The 21,758-nt window shown below is 70.2% G+C and carries 21 protein-coding genes; 11 read left to right on the top strand and 10 right to left on the bottom strand.

Annotated elements, in window-relative coordinates:
- Window positions 1-22 precede the first annotated feature (22 nt).
- Both OIE67_RS38445 and OIE67_RS38450 read left to right on the top strand, forming a co-directional pair.
- Window positions 23-544, top strand: coding sequence for a SigE family RNA polymerase sigma factor (locus OIE67_RS38445; protein ID WP_326629737.1), 522 nt, complete (start codon window positions 23-25; stop codon window positions 542-544).
- Window positions 541-1,737 (top strand): hypothetical protein, encoded by a 1,197-nt coding sequence (locus tag OIE67_RS38450; RefSeq protein ID WP_326629739.1) that lies wholly within the window; start codon window positions 541-543, stop codon window positions 1,735-1,737. The genes OIE67_RS38445 and OIE67_RS38450 overlap by 4 nt, the downstream gene beginning before the upstream one ends.
- A 33-nt stretch (window positions 1,738-1,770) precedes the next feature.
- On the opposite strand, the gene OIE67_RS38455 is transcribed toward OIE67_RS38450, so the two are convergent.
- Both OIE67_RS38455 and OIE67_RS38460 read right to left on the bottom strand, forming a co-directional pair.
- The gene (locus tag OIE67_RS38455; RefSeq protein WP_106252340.1) at window positions 1,771-2,067 is read right to left on the bottom strand and encodes a hypothetical protein; all 297 of its coding nucleotides are present in this window, start codon (window positions 2,065-2,067) and stop codon (window positions 1,771-1,773) included.
- A gap of 175 nt (window positions 2,068-2,242) precedes the next feature.
- On the bottom strand, window positions 2,243-2,908 hold the full coding sequence (locus tag OIE67_RS38460; RefSeq protein WP_326629742.1) for a CGNR zinc finger domain-containing protein: 666 nt from the start codon (window positions 2,906-2,908) through the stop codon (window positions 2,243-2,245).
- A 28-nt stretch (window positions 2,909-2,936) separates the two neighbouring features.
- Here OIE67_RS38460 and OIE67_RS38465 point away from each other — a divergent pair, with 28 nt between their 5' ends.
- Complete coding sequence (locus OIE67_RS38465; RefSeq protein WP_326629744.1) at window positions 2,937-3,839, top strand: arginase family protein; 903 nt, start codon at window positions 2,937-2,939, stop codon at window positions 3,837-3,839.
- A 49-nt stretch (window positions 3,840-3,888) separates the two neighbouring features.
- Here the strand turns inward: OIE67_RS38465 and OIE67_RS38470 are convergent, their stop codons facing one another.
- Entirely contained in the window at window positions 3,889-5,442 is a 1,554-nt protein-coding gene (locus OIE67_RS38470; RefSeq protein WP_326629746.1) for a DUF4434 domain-containing protein, read from the bottom strand.
- 98 nt (window positions 5,443-5,540) lie between these two features.
- Between OIE67_RS38470 and OIE67_RS38475 the strand changes: the two genes are divergently transcribed.
- Entirely contained in the window at window positions 5,541-6,347 is an 807-nt protein-coding gene (locus OIE67_RS38475; RefSeq protein ID WP_326629748.1) for an SDR family NAD(P)-dependent oxidoreductase, read from the top strand.
- A gap of 106 nt (window positions 6,348-6,453) precedes the next feature.
- Here the strand turns inward: OIE67_RS38475 and OIE67_RS38480 are convergent, their stop codons facing one another.
- Complete coding sequence (locus OIE67_RS38480) at window positions 6,454-7,593, bottom strand: FAD-dependent oxidoreductase (RefSeq protein ID WP_326629750.1); 1,140 nt, start codon at window positions 7,591-7,593, stop codon at window positions 6,454-6,456.
- A 360-nt stretch (window positions 7,594-7,953) separates the two neighbouring features.
- On the opposite strand from OIE67_RS38480, the gene OIE67_RS38485 reads away from it, so the two are divergent.
- The 6 genes from OIE67_RS38485 to OIE67_RS38510 all read left to right on the top strand — a co-directional run bounded on the left by OIE67_RS38485 (window position 7,954) and on the right by OIE67_RS38510 (window position 13,970).
- Window positions 7,954-9,033 carry an ABC transporter ATP-binding protein gene (locus tag OIE67_RS38485; protein ID WP_326645602.1) on the top strand — a complete coding sequence of 360 codons (1,080 nt, stop codon included), beginning with the start codon at window positions 7,954-7,956 and terminating at the stop codon, window positions 9,031-9,033.
- Window positions 9,026-10,120, top strand: a complete 1,095-nt coding sequence (locus tag OIE67_RS38490; protein ID WP_326629751.1) for an ABC transporter ATP-binding protein — start codon at window positions 9,026-9,028, stop codon at window positions 10,118-10,120. Before OIE67_RS38485 ends, OIE67_RS38490 begins: the two co-directional genes overlap by 8 nt.
- Entirely contained in the window at window positions 10,117-11,028 is a 912-nt protein-coding gene (locus OIE67_RS38495) for a carbohydrate ABC transporter permease (RefSeq protein ID WP_219912448.1), read from the top strand. The genes OIE67_RS38490 and OIE67_RS38495 overlap by 4 nt, the downstream gene beginning before the upstream one ends.
- Before the next feature lie 62 nt (window positions 11,029-11,090).
- Complete coding sequence (locus tag OIE67_RS38500; RefSeq protein ID WP_326629754.1) at window positions 11,091-11,855, top strand: carbohydrate ABC transporter permease; 765 nt, start codon at window positions 11,091-11,093, stop codon at window positions 11,853-11,855.
- A 2-nt stretch (window positions 11,856-11,857) separates the two neighbouring features.
- Window positions 11,858-12,133 (top strand): DUF2160 domain-containing protein, encoded by a 276-nt coding sequence (locus OIE67_RS38505; RefSeq protein WP_219912446.1) that lies wholly within the window; start codon window positions 11,858-11,860, stop codon window positions 12,131-12,133.
- A gap of 52 nt (window positions 12,134-12,185) precedes the next feature.
- Complete coding sequence (locus OIE67_RS38510; protein WP_326629757.1) at window positions 12,186-13,970, top strand: ABC transporter substrate-binding protein; 1,785 nt, start codon at window positions 12,186-12,188, stop codon at window positions 13,968-13,970.
- Between the two features lie 37 nt (window positions 13,971-14,007).
- Here OIE67_RS38510 and OIE67_RS38515 read toward each other — a convergent pair whose 3' ends face one another.
- The 6 genes from OIE67_RS38515 to OIE67_RS38540 all read right to left on the bottom strand — a co-directional run bounded on the left by OIE67_RS38515 (window position 14,008) and on the right by OIE67_RS38540 (window position 20,601).
- The gene (locus OIE67_RS38515) at window positions 14,008-15,048 is read right to left on the bottom strand and encodes a dienelactone hydrolase family protein (RefSeq protein WP_326629759.1); all 1,041 of its coding nucleotides are present in this window, start codon (window positions 15,046-15,048) and stop codon (window positions 14,008-14,010) included.
- Window positions 15,038-16,318, bottom strand: coding sequence for a Gfo/Idh/MocA family protein (locus tag OIE67_RS38520; RefSeq protein WP_326629761.1), 1,281 nt, complete (start codon window positions 16,316-16,318; stop codon window positions 15,038-15,040). The genes OIE67_RS38515 and OIE67_RS38520 overlap by 11 nt, the downstream gene beginning before the upstream one ends.
- Window positions 16,319-16,328: 10 nt before the next feature.
- Complete coding sequence (locus OIE67_RS38525; RefSeq protein WP_326629763.1) at window positions 16,329-17,618, bottom strand: extracellular solute-binding protein; 1,290 nt, start codon at window positions 17,616-17,618, stop codon at window positions 16,329-16,331.
- A gap of 45 nt (window positions 17,619-17,663) precedes the next feature.
- Window positions 17,664-18,530, bottom strand: coding sequence for a carbohydrate ABC transporter permease (locus OIE67_RS38530; RefSeq protein WP_106252324.1), 867 nt, complete (start codon window positions 18,528-18,530; stop codon window positions 17,664-17,666).
- Window positions 18,514-19,455: a carbohydrate ABC transporter permease gene (locus OIE67_RS38535; protein ID WP_106252322.1), complete on the bottom strand. Its 942-nt coding sequence runs from the start codon at window positions 19,453-19,455 to the stop codon at window positions 18,514-18,516. Before OIE67_RS38535 ends, OIE67_RS38530 begins: the two co-directional genes overlap by 17 nt.
- Window positions 19,456-19,647: 192 nt before the next feature.
- The gene (locus OIE67_RS38540; protein ID WP_326629767.1) at window positions 19,648-20,601 is read right to left on the bottom strand and encodes a LacI family DNA-binding transcriptional regulator; all 954 of its coding nucleotides are present in this window, start codon (window positions 20,599-20,601) and stop codon (window positions 19,648-19,650) included.
- Between the two features lie 179 nt (window positions 20,602-20,780).
- Here OIE67_RS38540 and OIE67_RS38545 point away from each other — a divergent pair, with 179 nt between their 5' ends.
- Window positions 20,781-21,707, top strand: coding sequence for an NAD-dependent epimerase/dehydratase family protein (locus tag OIE67_RS38545; RefSeq protein WP_326629769.1), 927 nt, complete (start codon window positions 20,781-20,783; stop codon window positions 21,705-21,707).
- The last annotated feature ends 51 nt before the right edge of the window (window positions 21,708-21,758 follow it).

The raw sequence follows: 21,758 nt of genomic DNA on the forward strand, positions 1-21,758 counted from the left end.
ATAACGGGCGAGAGGAGGCGTCTTGGATCGCAATGACAGCTTCCGTGAGTTCGTCGCCGGCCATCAGCAAGCCCTGATGCGTACCGCGTACCTGCTCACGGGGGACGCCCACCAGGCCGAGGATCTGCTGCAGCACGTCCTGCTCAAGGTGCTCGGGCGCTGGGCGAGGCTCTCGCGCGTCGAGCATCCTGAGGCGTACGCGCGTAAGGCGCTGGTCAACCAGCACATCTCGTGGCGGCGGCGCCGGGTCAGGACGGAGCTCCCGACCGCCGACCCGCCGGAACGGCCGTACTCGAGCGAGGACTCGACCGTCGTCCGGCTCGTCATGCGCCAGGCGCTCATGCGGCTGCCGCCCCGGCAGCGGGCGGTGATCGTGCTGCGGTACTACGAGGACCGGACCGAACGTGAGACCGCGGAGCTCATGAACTGTTCGATCGGGACGGTGAAGAGCCAGGCGCACCAGGCCCTGGCCCGCCTGCGCACCCTGGCGCCCGAGCTCGCGCCGAAGCTCGCCGGGCTGGAGACCGAGGAGGCATTCCGATGACCTGGCTGCGGGACGTACTCGTCGATCTGGCCGACGACACGCCACAGGTGGACCTGGCCGAGCGGACGATCGCCCGGCGCGACCGCAGGAGGCGCACCACGATCTCGCTGCTCGCGGCGGCCATGGTCGTGGTCACCGCGCTGGGCGCGACCCTCGCCGTACGGCTGACGCCGCACGCCCCCGAACCCGCCACCTCCAAGGACGACCTGCCCGCGAGCGGGGTGGAACCGTTGAGCCACGCGTACAAGACCTTCTGTGAGCCGGCCGTCGGGAAGGCGCCGAAGGGCTGCCGGGACGGTGGCTGGCGGGTGGTCACCAGGAGCGGCAAGGCTTACTACCTGCGGGAGGCGCTGCCGAGCCTCGCGCCCGGCCGGACCGGTCTGCGGAACAGCCCGCTGGCGATCAGCCGGGACGGGAGCAAGATCGCTTACTACAGCCGGAAGGAACGCACCTTCCAGGTACGGGACCTGGCCTCGGGCGCGAAGACGACCGCTCCGGTGGAGGTGCCGGTGAAGTGGCTGGGCAGCATCTCGTGGCTGATGTTGTCGGACGACGGCCGGTTCGTGGCCTTCAGCAAGGTCCCGGACTTCAAGGACCCCGCGCTGCTCATCGACATGCGCGACCGGGTCGTCCGCCGGCTGCCGAACCGCTGGGTGCCCATCGGCCTGTCGCCGGACGGCGCCACGATCACGCTTGGGGAGTACTCGCCCAACTCGCAGCTGCACACGATCTCGAACCTGTGGCCGGCCACCTCGCCAGGCAACTCGACGTCGGTCATCCTGCCGAGGCGGTACGACTTCAGCCCGCTGGCTCCCGACGGGAAGACCGTGGCGGCGATCGAGAACCTCAGCACCGGGGAGAGGCCCTGCCGCCGTGGCGGTCTCGTGCTCCTCGACACGCTCACCGGCAAGAAGCGCAAGAGCACGGCCATCAGCGGTCTGGCCTCCGACGTCAGCCAGGTCTATCTGCGCACGTGGTTGAGCGAGGACGAGGTGACGGTGCTCACGACGTCCGTCCGGTGCAGGCCGGCTTCGGAGGTGCCGGACGACGAACCGGCGGTGATCGACGCACCGTACCGGACGATGAACACCTACGCGGTGAACGTCAGGAGCGGCAAGGCCAGGTGGCTGGCCGCGTACACCGCCCAGAGCGTCTTCGAGCTGGCCCTTCCCGGGCCTCCCGGGGCGATGTGACCGTGGGCCCGGCGCCGGGTGAGGTTGCCGTCATCAGCCGGCCATCACGCGGTGCGGGCCCGGCACGTCCTTGGGCTGCCGGATCACGCGGTACCAGCCCTTCGGCAGCGAGATCGCCGCGTGCTCCTCGTGCACGAGCCGGCCGCCGACCGGCAGGTGCAGGAACCCGCGGGACAGCGTGCCGGGGCCGGGGATGGCATGGGCGTGGCCTGTCCCCTCGCCGTAGGACAGCACCAGCCGCCCGCGAGCGTCCCTGGGCTGGGAGAGCGACACGACGGGCGCGGTCTCCTCGGGGATGGGCATGAGCAGGATGTCGCCCTGGCGGTACATCGACCAACTACTCCTTCGGATCGAGTGATGATCGAAAGTTAGCGGCCCGCACCGACAATTCCCGCCCGGCGGCGTGATCGGGAGTGCGGGAGTCACACGGTCAGTGGTGACGGGTCCGGGAAGCGGCGGCGTGGGCGGTCAGGGGACGGGTGCGCGCAGGGGCGGGGTTGCACGGTCAGCGGTGGCGGGCCCGGGAGGCGGCGGCGTGGGCGCGGTTGGCGCAGCGGGTCGAGCAGAACTGGCGCCGGCCCGGGCGGCTTCTGTCGACGAAGGCGTCCTGGCAGGGGCTTGCCGCGCACAGTCGCAGCCGGTCCCAGTCGCCCGCCGCGGCGAGGTCCAGCATTTCCGTCACCGCCCGCACCGTCAACCGCTGACCGAGGGTGGCGGCCGGGGGGCCGGCGAGCCGCAGGACCGGCGTGCCGGCCGACTCCGCCACGACCGCGCGCATCGGCGCCTCCTCCGCCCATCGCGCCAGGGCGCGCGCCCGCTGCGCCGGATCGCCGTCCAGGACCTCCCGCAACCGCGACCGCACGGCCCGCACCTCGTCCAGATCCACCGCGCCCACCGGACCAGCACCGGGATCGGGCTCCCTCGCCGTGCCCATCGACTCGGCATCGGGCTCGGAGCCGCCCGGCACACCCGCAGGATCGGCGTCGGGATCCGAGTCGCCCGATAGAGCTGCGGGGTCGGCGTCGGGGGCGGAGAGCGCCGGCACGCCTAGTTCCATGCAGAAGCGGCGTAGGGAGAGGACGTCCGGTAGGCGTTCTGGATCGTCCAGGTATTCGTCCCATGTGTTGGCCAGGTCGATCGCCACGAGGCCGGTCTCGGCGTACTGGCGCATTCGCTCTCCTCTTGCTAGCGTCAGGACTATGAACACTATAACCACTGACAGGCGTCCGGTCGTCCTCGACGCCCCGTCCAACCTCGGTCTGCGCCCGCCGGCCCCCGACGTCGTCCCCGGGTGCTACAAGGCCCCGTGGGCGCTGCGGGACGCCGGGCTCGTGCGCCGGCTCGGCGCGGACGACGCGGGCGCGCTCGTCCCGCCCCGCTACGTGGCCACCTGGAAGCCGGGCGACGGCGTGCGCAACGGGCCGGCCATCGCCGCCTACGCCCGCGCCCTGGCCGGCCGGGTGAGCGGCATCAGGCGGGACGGCGGGTTCCCCGTCCTGCTCGGCGGCGACTGCTCGATCCTGCTCGGCCCCGCGCTGGCGCTGCGTGAAGCCGGCCGGTACGGGCTGGCGTACCTGGACGCGCACGCCGACTTCCGCCACCTGGGCAACTCCCCGCACGTCGGCTCGGCGGCCGGCGAGGATCTGGCATTGGTCACCGGCCGGGGCGAGGACTACCTGACCGACATCGGCGGGCTGCGGCCGTACGTCAGGGACGAGGACGTGATCGTGCTGGGTGTGCGGGACGAGGAGGACCTGCGGGACATCGCGGACAGCGGGCTGGCCTACGTCCCCGGAAGCCCCGGCGGCGACCTGGCGATCGAGCGCGCCACGCAGGTGCTCGGCCGTGACGAGCTCGACGGGTTCTGGATCCACGTGGACGCGGATGTGCTCGACCCGTCCATACTGCCGGCCGTCGACTCCCCCACCCCGGGCGGGCTCGACGCCGCCCAGCTCACCGAGCTGCTGCGCGGGCTGCTGGCGCTGCCCGGAGCCGCCGGGCTGGAGGTGACGATCCTGGACCCCGACCTGGACGAGGACGGCGGTCAGGCCGCGCTGCTGGCCGACATCCTGGTCGCCGCACTGACCGGAACCGGAAAGTGAAGCAGCACGTGCCGGTTCGCGACCAAGGCGGGCACGTACGGGTTCGTGACTAAGGCAGCACGTACGGGTTCGTGCTGGAGTGGCCGGCCGCGTTGGTGGCCGTGACCGGGGTCCAGGGGGCCGCGGGCGTGTAGGGGGCCCAGGCCGATTCGAGCCGGTCCCGTCCGTACCACTCCTGCCGCACCGCCACCCCCGCGAAGCTCAGCGTCCCCCCGCGCAGGTTGTGGCCCTCGACGAGGACACCGGGCCGCCCGCCGAGCTCCTTCCGGTACGCGTTCACGATGATCGGCTGCTGCCACCCGGCCGCGATGTCGTCGGCCAGCGACGGCGTGTCATAGCGGGACTGGCAGGTGAAGAACGGGTCCCACCCGTACGAGATGACCTTCGCGGCGTGCGGCCCCGCCGCCATGACCTGGAGGTCGAGCCGGCTCTTCGTGGTCCGCCCGCGCGGCGGCAGCGGGTCGAGCCGCCCGCACTCCCCGGGGGCGGGCGTGGGTTCGAAGCCCTCCACGTTCACCCAGAGCTCCACCCCGTCCGGCACCCGCCGCGCCGCCGCCCCGACGTAGTCGCCGGTGGAGCCGTGGTACGCCTCCGCGTTGCTCACCTCGCCCACGACCGGCACCAGCCGGGGCGCGACCTCGGCCCCGGCCTCGTGCGGCGCGTACACCGGCACCTTGCCGGTGCCCCGCCCGTCCTGCACCGCGACCGCCATGGGCAGGCCGGCGCGGGTCGCCGCGATGTCCGCCAGCCCCTCCCCCGCCTGCGCGGGCGGGAAGCCGCGCCCCTTTCGCGCGTCGATGTACGGGCTGACCACCAGCTTCTTCCCCGGCAACGCGGCGGCGACCACCTTGTGCTGGGCCGCGTACAGCTCGATGATCGGATCGCGGCCGGACCGCGACCGCATGGCCAGCTCGAACGACTGGTACATCCCGCCGAAGGCGCTCAGCCCGCCGAACCGCCGCCCGTAGTCGGCCAGCACCCGCGCGGTGAAGGCGTTGAGCGCGGCGAGATGGCCGAGGTCGGGCTCCCACGGCTTGCCCGCCCGCTGCGGCGCGGCGGGCAGCCCGGGGAAGACCGTCATCCCGTACGCGCTCGCCTCACGCATCAGGTGGCCGAGCCCGTCGCCGTCGGTGGAGATCAGGACGAGGTCGTGCTCGGCGTCGGAGCAGGACCCGGCCAGCGAGAGCCGGTAGACGACCCGGTCGCCGGTCTCGAACCGCCGGTCGATCCCGGGGCAGCGGAGCAGGCCAGGCCCGAACTCCTCGCTGCTCGCGTACGAGTAGACCTGGCGGATCCGCTTGCCGGGCACCTCGGCGCACGGCCGGCCGTCGAGGAGGCAGCCGTCGAAGTCGGGGTCCTGACCGGCGGCGAACCGGGGGCCGAAGGTGATCAGCGTGTCGCCGCCGATGGCATGGACGGCCTCGACCATGCGCCGCGTGACGCACAGGTCGGCGCGCGGCATCACCCAGTAGCCGGTCACCGCGTAGGGGGCCATGACGCGGGTGTCGCGGGCCGGGCACTCCTCCTCCGGCTCGACGTCGCGGGGGATGACCATGCCCGCCACGAAGGCGACCGCCACGACGAGCCACAGGATCCGCTGCACCCACGCCCCTTCCACGCCCCACCCAGCCTACGCATCGCACCCCCGGTGCGGGCCGCCCCGAGGTGATCGCGGACAATGACGGGAGGGGGTGGGACAGCATGCGTATCGACCTCAGCGGCAAGACCGCGCTGGTCACCGGCTCGACCCAGGGCATCGGGGCGGCCATCGCCACGGGGCTGGCCGGGGCCGGAGCCCGGGTGGGGATCAACGGCCGCAGCGAGCGGTCGGTGGCGGCGGCGATCGAGCGGATCACCGGCGATCTGAAGGGCGAGGGGCCGGGCGCCGACCTGGTCGCCGCTCCCGGCGACGTCTCCTCGGACGAGGGCTGCGAGCAGGTGCTGGGCACGCTGCCGCAGGTGGACATCCTGGTCAACAACCTGGGCATCTTCGAGGCCAAGCCGCCGCTGGAGATCAGCGACGCCGAGTGGCGCCGTTTCTTCGAGGTCAACGTGCTGGCCGCGGTCCGCCTGACCCGCGCGTACCTGCCGGCGATGCGCGAGCGCGGCTGGGGCCGGATCCAATACATCGCCAGCGACTCGGCGATCGTCACGCCCGCCGAGATGATCCACTACGGCATGTCGAAGACGGCGCTGCTGGCGGTCTCCAGGGGCTTCGCCAAGGAGGCGGCGGGCAGCGGGGTCACGGTCAACTCGGTGATCGCGGGGCCGACGCACACGGGCGGCGTGGAGGAGTTCGTCTACCAGCTCGTGGACGAGCAGTTGCCCTGGGAGGAGGCGCAGCGGGAGTTCATGCGGCTGCATCGGCCGCAGTCGCTGATCCAGCGGCTGATCGAGCCCGAGGAGATCGCGAACATGGTGGTCTACCTCAGCTCGGCGCTCGCCTCCGCGACGACGGGCGGCGCGGTGCGGGTGGACGGCGGTTACGTGGACGCGATCCTGCCGTAGGTCGCGCTCCCCTGCGAAGGCGACTGGGCTCCCCGGAAAGGGATGCTCCGGCGTCTGAGCTCCCTCGGAGCGATTGCGTCTGGGGATGTGACGTCGGGTCGGGCGGTCAGCGGCGGTCGAGGCCGGACAGCTGCCAGGCCAGGCGGCGGCGTACGACGGGGAGGCGGCCGGCGAAGCGCAGCACCGCGTTGCGCAGCGGACGCAGGGCGGCGTTCGCGGTGGCCAGCGAGGTCAGCCGGCTCGCCAGCCCGACGACCTTCTCCGCCACCGGCCGGCGCGCGCCCGCGTAGGCGTCGAGCAGGGAGTCGGGGCCGCCCGCCAGCACCCCGGCCAGCGCCTCGCCCAGCTTCACCGCGTCCTCGACGCCGAGGTTCATGCCCTGCCCGCCGGCCGGCGAGTGCACGTGCGCCGCGTCCCCGGCGAGCAGGACCCGCCCGTGCCGGTAGGTGTCGGCGATCCGGTGGTGCACCCGGAAGCGGGAGCCCCAGAGGACCTCCTTCACCACGGCGGGCTCGGCCTCGGGCCCGCGCGTGTCGAGCAGGCGCTGCACGAACGCCGCGTCGGGCTCGCGCGGGGCCTCGTCGACGGTGGCCACGATCCGGTGCAGCCCGTCGGGCAGCGGGGCGACGACCACCAGGCCGTCGGGCGAGAAGTACAGGATGACCTCGCCGTCCGGCACCCCGCCGCTCAGCCGCACGTCGGCCAGGGTGAACGACTCGGCGTACGTGCCGCCGCCGAAGCCGATGCCGGACTGCTCGCGCACGAGGCTGTGCATCCCGTCGGCCCCCACCAGGTAGGAGGCGCGCAGGGTGCGGCCGTCGCCGAAGGTGGCGGTGACGCCGGAGCCGTCCTGCTCGATCGCGGTCACCTGGACCGGCCGCAGCACCTTCCCGCCCAGCTCCTCCAGCCGGGCCAGCAGGAACGCCTCGGTGTCCGCCTGGGAGATCATCAGCGTGTACGGGTACCGCGTCGGCAGCCCCTCGAAGGGCACCGGCACCAGCAGCCGGTCGCGGTCGCGGATGGTGAAGCGCGGCGTGTGCACCCCGCGCGCGTCCAGGGCCCGGCTGACCCCGTACGGCTCCAGCAGCTCCAGCGTGCGCGGGTGCACGACGGCGGCCCTGGAGGTGTTCGCGCCCTCGGCCTGCCCGTCCACGATGACGACGTCGTGGCCGAGCTGGGTGAGGACGACGGCGGCGGTGAGCCCGACGGGGCCGGCGCCGACGACGAGCACGTCTGTGGCGATCATGATTCCTCCTCGGATAGGCCAACATCTGTTGGCCAACACATGTTGACGATAACCGCGGGCGCCCAGAGATGTCAACGCATGTTGGCCAACAGGCGCTGACTCGACCGCCGCCCTCAGGCCCGCCCTATGCCGTCATGTCGCGAAATATCCCCCACCGACCGCGATGACCTGGCCGTGGGCCGCCACGGCGATAGCCGATGCCGTTCACGGCCTCCCCCACCTTGACAATGACGGAAAACATCTGTCACTCCGCCATCAAATGCACCAGAACAAAGCTTTGCACGCACCTGGAAGTCATGTTAGAAGGGAGGGAAGCAGAGAGGACCGGGCACCGTGACGGTGATTCTCGACGGCATCTCCGTGCGCCGGCACGGGGAGACCTGGCTGGACGACGTCAATCTCGAATTAGCTCCAGGAATGACCACCGTCATCGGCCCGATGATGGCGGGAAAGACGACGCTGATGCGCGTCGCAGCAGGTTTGCTGGCCCCGGAAACAGGCCGGGTGACGGTCAACGGAAAAGACGTCACCGGAATATCGGTGCGAAAAAGATCGGTCGCCTTCGTCTATCAGCAATTCATCAATTACCCGTCGCTGACCGTCTACGAGAACATCGCCTCCCCGCTCCGCCTGGACTCCCGCTTCCGCCGCGACGGCGTCGAACGCCGGGTGCGCGAGGTGGCCGAGCTCATGGGCCTCGCCGAGCTGCTGGGGCGCAGGCCGGCGGAGTTGTCCGGCGGGCAGCAGCAGCGCACCGCCATCGCCCGCGCCCTGGCCCGCCCCGTGGACCTGCTGCTGCTGGACGAGCCGCTGGCCAACCTGGACTTCAAGCTGCGCGAGCAGTTGCGCGCCGACCTGAAGGCCATGTTCGCCGATTCCGGCGGCGTCGTGCTCTGGTCCACCGCCGACCCGAACGAGGCGCTGACGTTCGCCGCGCCGACCGTGGTGCTGGGCGAGGGCAGGGTCCGGCACGTCGGGGACGTCGCCGACATGTACGCCCACCCGCCCACGCTGGCCGTGGCGGCCACGCTCAGCGATCCCCCGCTCAACCTGCTGCCGGGCGTCGTCCGCGACGGCCGCATCGAGGTGCTCGGCGCCTCCTTCCCCGCGCCCCGTGCGCGCGCCACCGGCCACGGGGTCGTCCTCGGCGTACGCCCCCACCAGGTCACGATCGGCCGGGCCCCCGACACCGCCGGCCCCGCCGCGCTGGAGCTGCCGGCCGAGATCAGGCTGGCCGAGGTGACCGGCAGCGCGACCTTCCTGCACCTGCTCCTCCAGGACGGCCACCATCTGGTCGCCCACCTGCCGGGCACCCAGCTGTTCGCCCCCGGCGAGACCACGCTCGCGTACGTGGACCCAGCCCACGTCTTCGTCTTCGCCGAGCAGGACGGCGGCCGGCTGCTCGGCACCAGCGCCGCGGAGGTGGACCTGCATGGCTGACATCCGGCTGGAGGGCGTCGGCCACAGCTACGACGGCGGCCGGACGTGGGCGCTGAAACCGATGACCTGGACCTGGCGCGGCGCCAGGGCGTACGCGCTGCTCGGCCCCAGCGGCTGCGGCAAGACCACACTCCTGAACATCATCTCCGGCCTGCTCACCCCCACGGTCGGCCGGATCTGGTTCGACGACCGCGAGGTCACCGGCGTGCCCACCGCGGGCCGCAACATCGCGCAGGTCTTCCAGTTCCCCGTCCTGTACGAGGAGATGTCGGTCTACGACAACCTCGCCTTCCCGCTGCGCAACCGCAAGGTGCCCAGGCAGGAGATCGATCGCCGCGTCCGCCAGGTGTCGGCGCTGCTCGGCCTGGACGAGGTGCTGCGCCGCCGCTCGCGCCGGCTCGACCCGGGCCGGCAGCAGATCGTCAGCCTGGGCCGCGGCCTGGTGCGTCCCGAGGTGGCCGCGGTCCTGCTGGACGAGCCGCTCACCGTGGTGGATCCGGCGCTGAAGTGGACGCTGCGCAGCAAGCTGAAGGAGATCCACCGCGACACCGGCCACACGCTGGTCTACGTCACGCACGACCAGACGGAGGCGCTGACGTTCGCCGACGAGGTGGTGGTGCTCAACGACGGGGCGATCGTGCAGACGGGCGAGCCGGCGGAGCTGTTCCTGTCTCCGGCGCACGAGTTCGTGGGCCACTTCATCGGCTCCCCCGGCATGAACATGCTGCCCGCCGAGGTGACCGGCGACGTCGTCCGCGTCGGCAGGAGCACGGCGGGCGCGGTCAGGGACGGCCTGCCTCCTGGCCCGGTGCGGATCGGGGTGCGCCCGGAGTTCGTCCGGATCACCGGCGAGCGTACCTCTCCCGGGGTGCCGGCCCGGGTGACGGGGACCGACCGGATGGGCGCGTACGACCTGGTCCACACCAGAGTCGGCGAGCATCAGGTGATCGCCAAGACCGGGGCGGGCTCGTCCTACGAGCCGGGCGCGCTCGCGTTCCTGCACTTCCCCGCCGAGCGCACGTTCCTGTTCAGGGACCAGGTCAGGTGCGGCTCGCTCGCGCCCCTGAACGGAAGGGGCGAGGAGTGAGCGAGCAGAGCACGGGCGCCGTCCAGGCGGACGAGCCGCGTCCCGCGCTGAAGCGCAAGGACAACCGGGCCTGGTGGCTGGTCCTGCCGGTCGTCGTGTCGGTGGCGTTCACGGCGGTGATCCCGCTGATGACCGTGGTCAACTTCTCGGTGCAGGACGTCTTCAGCCCGGTCGACCGGGTCTTCGTCGGCCTGGAGTGGTTCCGCTCGATCTCCAGGGACCCCGAGGTGCGCGCGGCGCTGGTGCGCACGCTGCTGTTCTCGGCGCAGGTGCTGCTGCTGGAGATCCCGCTGGGCGTGGCGCTGGCGGTGGTGATGCCGCGCCGCGGCCTCGGGGTGTCGGTGGCGCTGGTGCTGGTCGCGTTGCCGCTGCTCATCCCGTGGAACGTGGTGGGCACGATCTGGCAGATCTTCGCCCGCGGCGACATCGGGCTCGGCGGCTGGACGATCAACAACGTGCTGGGCGTCAACTTCAACTACACGCTGGACTCCACGGACGCCTGGATCACGGTCCTGCTCATGGACGTGTGGCACTGGACGCCGCTGGTGGCGCTGCTGGCGTACGCGGGGCTGCGCTCGATCCCCGAGCCGTACTTCCAGGCCGCGCAGATCGACGCCGCCTCGGCGTGGGCCACGTTCCGGCACATCCAGCTGCCCAGGCTGCGCGGCGTGCTGACGATCGCGGTCCTGCTCCGGTTCATGGACAGCTTCATGATCTACACCGAGCCGTTCGTGGTGACCGGGGGTGGGCCGGGCAACGCGACCTCGTTCCTCAGCATCCTGCTGTCGAAGATCGCGGTCGGCCAGTTCGACGTGGGGCCGGCGGCGGCGTTCTCACTGCTCTACTTCCTGCTCGTGCAGATCCTCTGTTACGTCTTCTTCACCGTGCTCACCAGGTCGGGGAGGTGAGGACCATGACCAGGACCACCGGCCGGCGGCTGCCCTGGGCGCGCACGGTCTTCTGGCTCTACGTGGCCACGCTCATGTTGCCGCTGCTGTGGATGTTCGGCATGTCGATCCGCCCGAACGAGGACATCCTCGGCAGCTTCTCGCTCGTCCCGCAGCGCGTGACGTTCGACAACTACGCCACCTTCTTCACCGACTCCTCGTGGTATTCGAGCTATCTGAACTCCATCGTCTACACCTCGTTGAACGCGGTGATGTCGCTCATCGTGGCGTTGCCCGCGGCCTACGCTTTCTCGCGTTTCCGGTTCGCCGGGGACAAGCATCTGTTCTTCTGGCTGCTGACCAATCGCATGGCTCCACCCGCGGTTTTCCTGCTGCCGTTCTTCCAGATTTATCAGAGCGTCGGCCTGTTTGACACGCATCTCGGCGTGGCCATCGCGCACATGCTCTTCAACGTGCCGCTGGCGGTGTGGATCCTGGAAGGATTCATGTCCGGCATTCCCCGGGAAATAGACGAGACCGCGGCGATCGACGGCTATTCGCTGCCGCGTTTCTTCGTCAGGATATTCCTGCCGATGATCCGGTCCGCGATCGGCGTGACCGCGTTCTTCTGCTTCATGTTCAGCTGGGTCGAGCTGCTGATCGCCAGGACGATCACCTCGGTGAACGCGAAGCCGATCGCCGCGACGATGACGCGGACGGTGAGCGCGGCGGGCGTGGACTGGGGCCTGCTCGCGGCGGCGGGAGTGCTGACGATCGTGCCCGGCGCGATCGTGATCTGGTTCGTGCGCAACTACATCGCCAAGGGCTTCGCCCTGGGAAGGGTCTAGCCGTGCTCGACTGGATGGTCTGGACCGTCCCCACCGCCCTGGTGTTCGCCGGGCTGGTCGTGCTGCTGGCCGCGATGGCGGTCTGGGGCCGGATCTCCCCTCCCGTGGCCAGGCGGGGCTTCCTTCGGATCGAGACCGACCGGGGCGACCGGCTCTACATCGGGTTGATCAGCGCGGCCGTCGTCCTGGCCGGCTGGATCGCCGTCACCGACCTGTCCATGTGGCTCGCGCTCGGCTGCGCGCTGCTGGTGGCGCTCGTGATCGGCAGGTGGGGCTGACAGGTATTCGGGGCTGACAGGCATGTGAGGCCGACAGAAGAGGAGCGGAACGATGAGGCATCGGGCAGGCAGGTCCGCGGCCGCAGGTCTGACAGTGCTCGTCCTGTTAGCGGCAGGCTGCACCCAGGGCGCGGACAAGCCCACCAGCGACTTCAAGGAGGCCGACGGCAGGGCCGCGGCCCAGAGATGGGTGACGGAGCAGTTCACCCCGAGCACGCTGTCCAAGGAGCAGCAGCTCGCGGAGATGGACTGGTTCATCAAGGCCGCGGCGCCGTACCGGGGCATGCAGATCAACGTCGTCTCCGAGACGATCACCACGCACGAGTACGAGTCGCAGCAGCTCGCCAAGGCGTTCGCCGAGATCACCGGGATCAAGATCAAGCACGACCTGATCCAGGAGGGCGACGTCGTCGAGAAGCTGCAGACGCAGATCCAGGGCGACCAGAACATCTACGACGCCTACGTCAACGACTCCGACCTGATCGGCACCCACTCGCGCGGCGACTACGTGGTGCCGCTGTCGGACTACATGGCCGGGGAGGGCAAGAACGTCACCTCCCCCACGCTCGACCTGGACGACTTCATCGGGATCAGCTTCACCACCGGCCCGGACAAGAAGATCTACCAGCTCCCCGACCAGCAGTTCGCGAACCTCTACTGGTTCCGCTACGACTGGTTCACCGACCCGGAGATCAAGAAGCAGTTCAAGGCCGCGTACGGCTACGACCTCGGCGTCCCGGTCAACTGGGCGGCCTACGAGGACATCGCCGAGTTCTTCACCACCAAGGTCAACGGCGACGGCACCATCGACGGCAAGAAGGTCTACGGCCACATGGACTACGGCCGCAAGGACCCGTCGCTGGGCTGGCGCTTCACCGACGCCTGGCTGTCCATGGCGGGCAACGGCGACCCCGGCATCCCCAACGGACTGCCGGTGGACGACTGGGGCATCAGGGTGGAGAACTGCCGCCCGGTCGGCTCCTCGGTGACCCGCGGCGGCGACACCAACGGCCCGGCCGCGGTCTACGCGCTCACCAAGTACGTGGACTGGCTGAAGAAGTACGCGCCCAGGGAGGCCGCGGGCATGAACTTCAGCGAGGCGGGCCCCGTCCCCGCCCAGGGCGCCGTCGCCCAGCAGATCTTCTGGTACACCTCGTTCACCGCCGACATGACCAAGGAGGGGCTGCCGGTCGTCAACGGCGACGGCACGCCCAAGTGGCGCATCGCGCCGAGCCCGCACGGCGCGTACTGGAAGGACGGCAACAAGCTGGGCTACCAGGACGCCGGCTCGTGGACGCTGCTGAAGAACACCCCGCAGGACCGCAGGGCCGCGGCCTGGCTGTACGCGCAGTTCGTCACGTCGAAGACGGTCTCGCTGAAGAAGTCGATCACCGGCCTGACCTTCATCCGCGAGTCGGACATCAAGAGCGACTACTTCGCCGACAATGCCGAGAAGTACGGCGGCCTGATCGAGTTCTACGGCTCGCCGGCCCGCGTGCAGTGGACGCCGACCGGCACGAACGTGCCCGACTACCCGAAGCTGGCGCAGCTGTGGTGGCAGAACGTGGCCACCGCCGTGACCGGTGAGACCACGCCGCAGCAGTCGATGGACAACCTGGCCAAGCAGCAGGACGACATCCTGGCCCGCCTGGAGCGCCTGTCGCGCGAGCGGCAGGGGTACGGCGGCCAGTGCGCGCCCAAGCTCAACCAGGAGCGCCCCGCCCAGTACTGGTTCGACCAGCCGGGCGCGCCCGCGCCGAAGCTGGCCGACGAGCGCGGCAAGCCGGAGACGGTCGACTACGACAAGCTGATCGCCACCTGGAAGCAGGGGAACTGAGCGGACGACCGCCGCCCGTGGCAGGAACGGGCGGCGGTCAGCCCTTCAGGTGCTCGCCCAGCCAGTCGAAGGCCCGCTCCTGCATGGGCACGTCGAAGCTGTGCGGCACGTCGGCGAAGACCGCCGCGTAGGCGTCTGGAGCCTGCGCGTACCGGTCGCCGATGATGGTGTGGGCGCGGCGCATGCCGTCCTCGGGGAAGAGCTCGTCGCGGATGGCGTACTGGACCATGAGCGGCCGGGGGGCGCGCGCGGCAGCCAGGTCGGGGTAGTCGCCGAGCCGCGGCAGGCCGGGCGGCCACAACATCCAGGTGTGCTTCTCGACGTGCCCGCCGAGCATGTCCCGGAAGCAGGACATCATCGCGGCGATCACGACCGCTCTGATGCCGGGGTCGAACGCGCCGAGCAGCGCGGCCCTCAGCCCGCCGCCCGACAGGCCCGCGCAGCCGACCACGCTCACGTCGGGCCGCGAGCGCAGGTAGGCCGCCGCCGCGAGGTCCTCGCCCGCGACGACGCCGGTGAACGAGGTGCCGAGCGCCGCGCAGTGCTTGGCCACGACGTGCTCGTGCTCCCTGGCGGCCCGGTCGTAGCGGTCGGCCTCGCTGAGCGGCCCGTCCGGGACGTCCAGCGGGAAGCGGCGGCTGCCCCACACGAACACGTCGTGGGCCAGCACCGCGAATCCGCGCCGGGCCAGCTCGCCGGCGAAGGCGCGCCCGCCGTAGATCTCCTCCCGCAGCCGCCGCACCTCGGGCGACGGCCCCTCGGGCCCGTCCGCGATCTTCTCCTTGCCGGCCCACTTCATCCCCGCGTGGCAGTGCAGCGCCACCACGCCGGGCAGCGGGCCACTCGCGCCGGCCGGCTTGAGCAGGTACGCGCGGGTGCGCGGCCCGAAGCCCACCGACCACGAGAGCTCCTCGCCGTCCAGGCCGTCCGCGGTCCAGGTGCGCTCGACCCGCACGTCGGCCGCCACGAGGTCGAGCACCCCGGCGGCCTCGCGCGCCGCCGCGGCCAGCTCCGGCCCCGGCAGGCTGGGATAGAGGCCGAGCTGCGTGCGCGCGACCCCTTCCAGCTCAGCGAACACGCGTACCGCCGTCCGTGAGGTGCACGGGAGCCCCGGTCCGGGCGGAGACGTTGGCCGCGTGGCCGGTCAGCACGCTGCGGATGCCGTCGCGGTAGCCGGCCTGCCGGGCCAGCGGGTCGCCGTCGGGGCCGCGGAAGACGTCGTTCAGCAGCAGCCGGTCGCCGCCGCCGTGCCCGCCGGCCCCGGTCTCGATGGGCACCTCCTCCGGCTCGCTCCAGTGCCGGCGCAGCATGAGCCGCTCCGAGGAGCCGGTCGCGTGCTCCTTGGCGGCCGCGCTCGGGTCGATGGCGGCGTGCTGGGGCGTCCACTCCCGCTCCACCACGTCCAGCTCCAGCCGCCCGGCCGTGCCGTTGAAGGCCACCCGGTAGCCCTCCCACGGGGAGTGGGCGTGCAGGGAGTAGGTCATGACGGCGCGGTTGGCGTAGCGGACCATCACCGACATGTTGTCGTCGATGTCGATGCCCTCGCCGAAGACGTCCTGGTCGCGGACGTAGCCGTCCTCGTGCTCGGCCTCCAGATAGAGGCGCCGCAGCCGCTCGTCCTTGGAGATGTCCAGCAGGTACGGGTCCGTGCCCAGCCCCGGCGCGCCCTGGGCCCGCTCCGGACGCTCGCCCAGACCGCGCTTCCTGGCGTTGTCGGCGCCGTAGAAACGCAGCCCGGTCTGCGCGAAGACCATCTCCGGCGCCGAGCCGAGCCACCAGTTCATCAGGTCGAAGTGGTGGGTGGACTTGTGCACCAGCAGCCCGCCGGAGTTGGCCCGGCCGCGGTGCCAGCGGCGGAAGTAGTCGGCGCCGTGGATGGTGTCCAGCATCCACTCGAAGTGCACCGAGGTCACCTCGCCGATCGCGCCCTCCATCAGCAGACGGCGCACGGCGGAGTTGCGCGGCGAGTAACGGTAGTTGAAGGTCACGATCAGCCTGCCGGAGCTGCGCTCGGCGGCCGCGGCGATGGCCGCGCAACCGTCGGCGTCGATCGTGAGCGGCTTCTCCACGATGACATCACGCCCGGCGTCGAGCGCCGCGCACACGTACGTGGCGTGCGTGGCGTCGACGGTGGTGACGATGACCGCGTCGGCGAGCTCGAGCGCCTTGCCGAACTCCGCGGGCGCGAAGCGCGGCACCTCATGACCGATCCGCTCGGCGTAGTAGTCCATGCGGGTTCGGTTCACGTCGCACAGGGCGACGATGGTGCCGGCGTCGCGCCACTCCCCGAGCAGCGCGTCGACGTACATCTGCGCGCGGTGCCCGAGCCCGACGAACGCGTACCTCATGCTTCTCCTATCAACCGGCGATGGAGGCGTTGGCCTCCGTGATGAACTTCTGCGCGGCGTCGTCGGGGGTCATCCGGCCGAACATGACCTCCTCGGAGTAGCGCGTGAGGATGTCCTCCATGGCGCTGGCGCCCTTCGGCGGCGCGGCGGGCGGGTCGGTGAGCTCGCCCTTGGCCTCGTCGAGGAAGGCCAGCGTCTTCTTGTCGGCGTCCGGCAGCTTGTCCTTGACCGCCGCGAGCACCTTGGAGCTGGCGGGCAGGCCGCGGTCGCTCAGGATGATCGCGCCCGCCTCGGGGTCGTTGATCATGTAGTCGATGAACTTGGCCGCCTCGGCGGCGTGCTCGGACTTGGACGAGGCGCTGTAGAACATGGCCGGCTGCAGGAACATGCCGCCGGAGGTGGCACCCTTGATCTTCGGCATCCGCAGCAGGTCGAGCTCCGAGCCCGAGGCCTTGGCCGCCGCGCCGAGCTGGTTGCTCCACCACATGCCCATCGCGCCGGTGTTGGTGCCGAGCAGCGACTGGTCGATGCTGGTGGCGCCGATCTCGGAGCTCTTGGCCGCGTCGGGCGCGCCCTTGCCCTTGATCAGGTTCTGCATGATCGACCACCATTCCTTGATGGTCTCCGGCGTCAGGCCGAGCTTGTTGCCCGCGTAGAACTGCTCGCCCTTCTGCGTGGCGTAGATCTGCAGGTAGGCCGGGTTCCAGCTGAGCTGCGTGCCGGTGATCTTGCCGCCGCTGCCGGAGGTGACCTTGTTGGACAGGGCGATGTAGTCGTCCCAGGTCCACTGCTTGTCGTCGGGCAGCTCCGCCTTGGCCTGCTCGACCAGCGACTTGTTGACCAGCAGCGAGAAGGCGTTGACGCCGGTGGGGATGGCGAACTGCTTGCCGTCGATGGCGCCGGTGGTCAGCACCTTCGCGTCGACGTCGGCGGTGTTGACCTTGCTGGCCAGGTCGGCCAGGGTGCCGCGCTCGGCGTACTCGCGCAGGCCGCGGATCTCCAGGCTCATGACGTCCGGCGCGTCACTGCCGGCGACCTTCGTGGACAGCGTCTCGTAGTAGCTGGCCCAGTCCGAGAACTCGCCCTCGACGTCGATCGTCGGGTTCTTCGCCTCGAACTTCTTGATGGCCTCCTCGGTCATCTTCTGCCGCGCGTCGCTGCCCCAGTAGGAGAAGCGCAGCTTGATCTTGCCGTCGGCGGTCTCGCCGCCGCCGCCACCGCCGCTGCCGCAGGCCGCGGTGACCGCCAGCACAGCGGTGGCGAGCAGGGCCGCCGACCACATCTTCTTGCCAGAGCTCACGGCTCTACCTCCTAGGGGGATGTTCTCTGTTGGGGGGTGGACGAACTACTTCAGGCCCGTGGTCGCCACACCACGGATCAGGTATTTCTGGCCTGCCAGGAAGAACCCGAAGATGGGGCCGAGCGCGATGATCGACATGGCGAACATCGGGCCCCACGACGAGTCGCTGCTGGCGTCCAGGAACGTGCGCAACGCTACCGGTACGGTGAAATTATCGGGATTGTTGAGATACAGCAGCTGGCTGAGGAAGTCGTTCCACGTCCAGATGAACGTGAAGATCGCCGTGGTGGCCAGCGCCGGCATGCACAGCGGCATGACGACCCTGATGAAGATGCGCCAGTAGCCGGCGCCGTCGATCTCCGCCGCCTCGTCCAGCTCCCGCGGCAGCGTGCGGATGAACTGCACCATGAGGAAGATGAAGAACGCGTCGGTGGCCAGGATCTTGGGCATGACCAGCGGCCAGATCGTGTTGATCAGGTCGAGCTTCGAGAACATGATGTACTGCGGCACGATCGTCACGTGGTACGGCAGCATGATCGTACCGAGCATGATCGCGAACCAGAGCTTCTTCAGCGGGAAGTTCAGCCGGGCGAAGGCGTAGGCCGCCAGCGAGCAGGCCACCAGGTTCGCCACCACCGACAGCACGGTGATCACCGCGGAGTTCCACAGGTAGTAGCCGAAGGGGTGCTTGAGCGCGTACCAGCCCTCGGTGTAGTTCTCGGTCGTGACCTGGCTCGGCCACAGTCCCGGCTCACGGAAGATGAGCTCTTCCGGCTTGAGCGAACTGGAGATCATCCAGAGCAGCGGATAGAGCATGACCAGGCCGAAGCCGATCAGCAGAATGTGCTTGACCACGGGTCCGCCGTTGAGCGGGCGGAACAGCACCGGGATCGGCCTACTTCGTGTCGCCATAGAAGACCCAATACTTGGAAGCGAGGAAGTTCACCCCGGTCAGCCCGGCGATGATCAGCAGCAGGACCCAGGCCATCGCGGCGGCGTAGCCCATGTCGTAGTTCTTGAACCCCTGGAGATAGAGGTAGAGCGTGTAGAACAGGGTGGAGTCGGCCGGGCCGCCCCTGCCGCCGCTCACGATGAACGCCTGGGTGAACGACTGGAACGACTTGATGAGCTCCAGCACGAGGTTGAAGAAGATGATCGGTGTCAGCAGCGGCAGCGTGATGGAGCGGAACTGGCGCAGCGCGCCGGCCCCGTCCACGGCGGCGGCCTCGTAGTAGCTGCTGGGGATCTGCCGCAGCCCGGCCAGGAAGATGATCATCGGCGCGCCGAACGTCCACACGTGCAGGAGGATCAGCGTGCCCAGCGCGTAGTCCGGGTGACCCACCCAGCCAGTCCCCTGGATGCCGAAGACCGACAGCACCGCGTTGACCAGGCCGTCGGCGCCGAAGACCTTGCGCCACAGGATCGCGATCGCGACGCTGCCGCCGAGCAGCGAGGGCAGGTAGAAGATCGAGCGGTAGATGGGCAGTCCGCGCAGCCCGCGGTCGAGCACCAGGGCCAGCGCGAGGGCGAAGGCCAGCTGCAGCGGCACCGAGACGATCACGTAGATCGTGGTCACCTGGAGCGAGTTCAGGAACCGCGGATCCTCGGTGAACATCTTGGTGTAGTTGTCGAGCCCGACCCACTTGGCCTCCTCCAGGAGGCTGTAGTCGGTGAACGACAGGTAGAGCGAGGCGAAGATCGGGCCGATCGTGATGACGAGCAGGCCGACGAACCAGGGCGCCAGGAAGAGATAGGCGGCCCGTGCCTCACGGCGGGACCGTTGCGTGGATCGGTGGCCGCCACCTGCCGGCCCGCTCGCCACCGAAACTTCAGTCATCACGGACCTTCCGGCAATAAGCGAATGGATAGCGCTTTCCTATAGCTGGCAGGAAAGTTCCGTCAACCCTTTGCAGACGTTACATAGCCGTTACCGATATATCGCGACCGCGTTTCCCCTGCTAGCACGCCTGTCCCGCCAATAAGTCAGATGAGTTACGATCCGATTTAGTACAACCGTTTGCAGAGCCCGCTATCGTGGAGCCGCGGTGGAGTCCCTGATGACGAGGCGGGTCTCCAGCGACGTGGTGGCCGACACCTCCTGGATGAGCAGATCGACCGCCAGCCGCCCGGCGGCGGCCGTGGGCATGGCGACCGTGGTGAGCTTCGGCCGGTTCAGCCGCCCGGGAACGATATCGTCGATGCCCACCACGCTGACGTCCCCCGGCACGCTCAGCCCGAGGTCGCCGAGCCCCTCGATGAGGCCGATCGCCACCAGGTCGTTGTAGGCCAGCACGCCGGTCACCCCCGAGTCCCGCAGGCGGGCCGCCGCGGCGTACCCGCCGCGCTCGGTGGGCGCGTTGGGGCCGACGACGACGAGATCGACGCCCGGCACCTGCTCGGCGGCCGTCCTGATCTCGGCGCTCGTCCAGGAGCCGGCCGGCCCCGACACCAGCGCGACCCGGGTGTGGCCGAGCCCGGCCAGGTGCTCGACCGCCAGCCTGGCGCCGTGACCCACGTCCATCAGCACGGTGGCCGCGCCGCGCAGCCGCCGGTTGATCACCACGAACGGCACCCGCTCGGCCAGCCGTTCGAGCGCCTTGTTGGACGAGCGCGGGCTGCACAGCACCACGCCGTCCACCTGCTTGGAGAACGCCTGCACCAGCTCCTCCTCCGCGGCCGGCTCCTCGTCGGTGTCGGCCACGAACAGGTGGTAGTCGCGCTGGCGGGCCGCCGCGTGGGCCGCCTTGATCAGCGGCGGGAAGAACGGGTTGGCGATGTCGGCCACGATCAGGCCGAGATTGTGGGTGCGCCCGGTCGTGAGCGCCCTGGCCGCCCGGTTGGGCCGGTACCCCAGTTCCTCGGCCACCGTGAGCACCCTGGAGCGGGTGGCGGCGTTCACCATGTGGGGCGCGGAGAAGGTCCGGGACACGGTCGACACATGGACCCCGGACGCTCTGGCCACATCACGAATCGTCACTGTCACGTCGCACACCCTAACGCAACCGCTTGCAGACACTGGGAAGTCGGTGAAAGCGCTTGCCGCCCGACCTCGCCGGGAACCCCCAGCTAGACGGCCGGTGACGAAATCACCTCTTGACGCCTCACCCTTGCTGACCCGAAGGTTTAGTGCAACTGTTTGCAGTCTTGAAGGAGCCCCTCACGGTGAGCAGAGTCCTCGTCACCGGAAGCGCAGGACGCCTCGGCCGCAGCGTGGTCAGCACGCTCGCGGCGGCCGGGCACGAGGTCATCGGCGTGGACCGCGCCCCGGGCACTCCGGCGGAGGCGGCCGTCACGTTACCGGCCGATCTCACCGACACGGGTGAGACGTTCGAGGTGATCGCCAGGTTCCGGCCGGAGTCGGTGATCCACCTCGCCGCGATCGCCACCCCGTTCAGTTACCCCGAATCGGTCATCTTCAAGGTCAACACCCGGCTCGCGTTCAACGTGTGCGAGGCGTCGGTGGCCCTGGGCGTGCCCGGCGTGGTGGTGGCCAGCAGTCCCACCGTCATGGGGTACGGCGCGCCGGGCGGCTGGGCGCCGCAGTACCTGCCGATCGACGAGGAACATCCCGTTCTGCCGTGGAACGCGTACAACTTGTCGAAGGTGACCGCCGAGCAGACGATGCGGGCCTTCGCCCGCGCGGGGAAGACGAAGCTGGCCGCGGTGCGGCCGTGCTTCGTGATCCCGCCCGAGGAGTGGGCGGGCGCGCCGACGCAGGCCGGCCACACGGTGCGGGAGCGGCTCGACCGGCCCGAGCTGGGCGGGGTGTCGCTGTTCAACTACATCGACTCGCGCGACGCCGCCGAGATGATCGGCGTGCTCAGCGAGGCGCTGCCCGAGCTGCCGAACGGCGAGATCTTCTTCGCCGGCGCCGCCGACGCGCTGGCCAGGAAGCCGCTGGCCGACCTGCTCCCCCAGGTCGTGCCCGGCACCGAGCCGTTCGCGGCCGGGCTCACCGGCACCGCGCCCGCCTTCTCGACCGCCAAGGCGGAGCGCCTGCTCGGCTGGCAGCCCAAGCGCAGCTGGCGGACCGAGCTGAAGGACGATTCCCCTCTCCTCGGGGCGGCCGACCCGCACAGCCACCCGTGAGGGGATTCGGCGGCACCTGTCCGGCCTCCCGCGAGGGTTCCAACGGCACAT

Origin of the sequence: Nonomuraea fuscirosea (assembly GCF_035917475.1) — a bacterium.
Classification (GTDB): domain Bacteria; phylum Actinomycetota; class Actinomycetes; order Streptosporangiales; family Streptosporangiaceae; genus Nonomuraea; species Nonomuraea fuscirosea.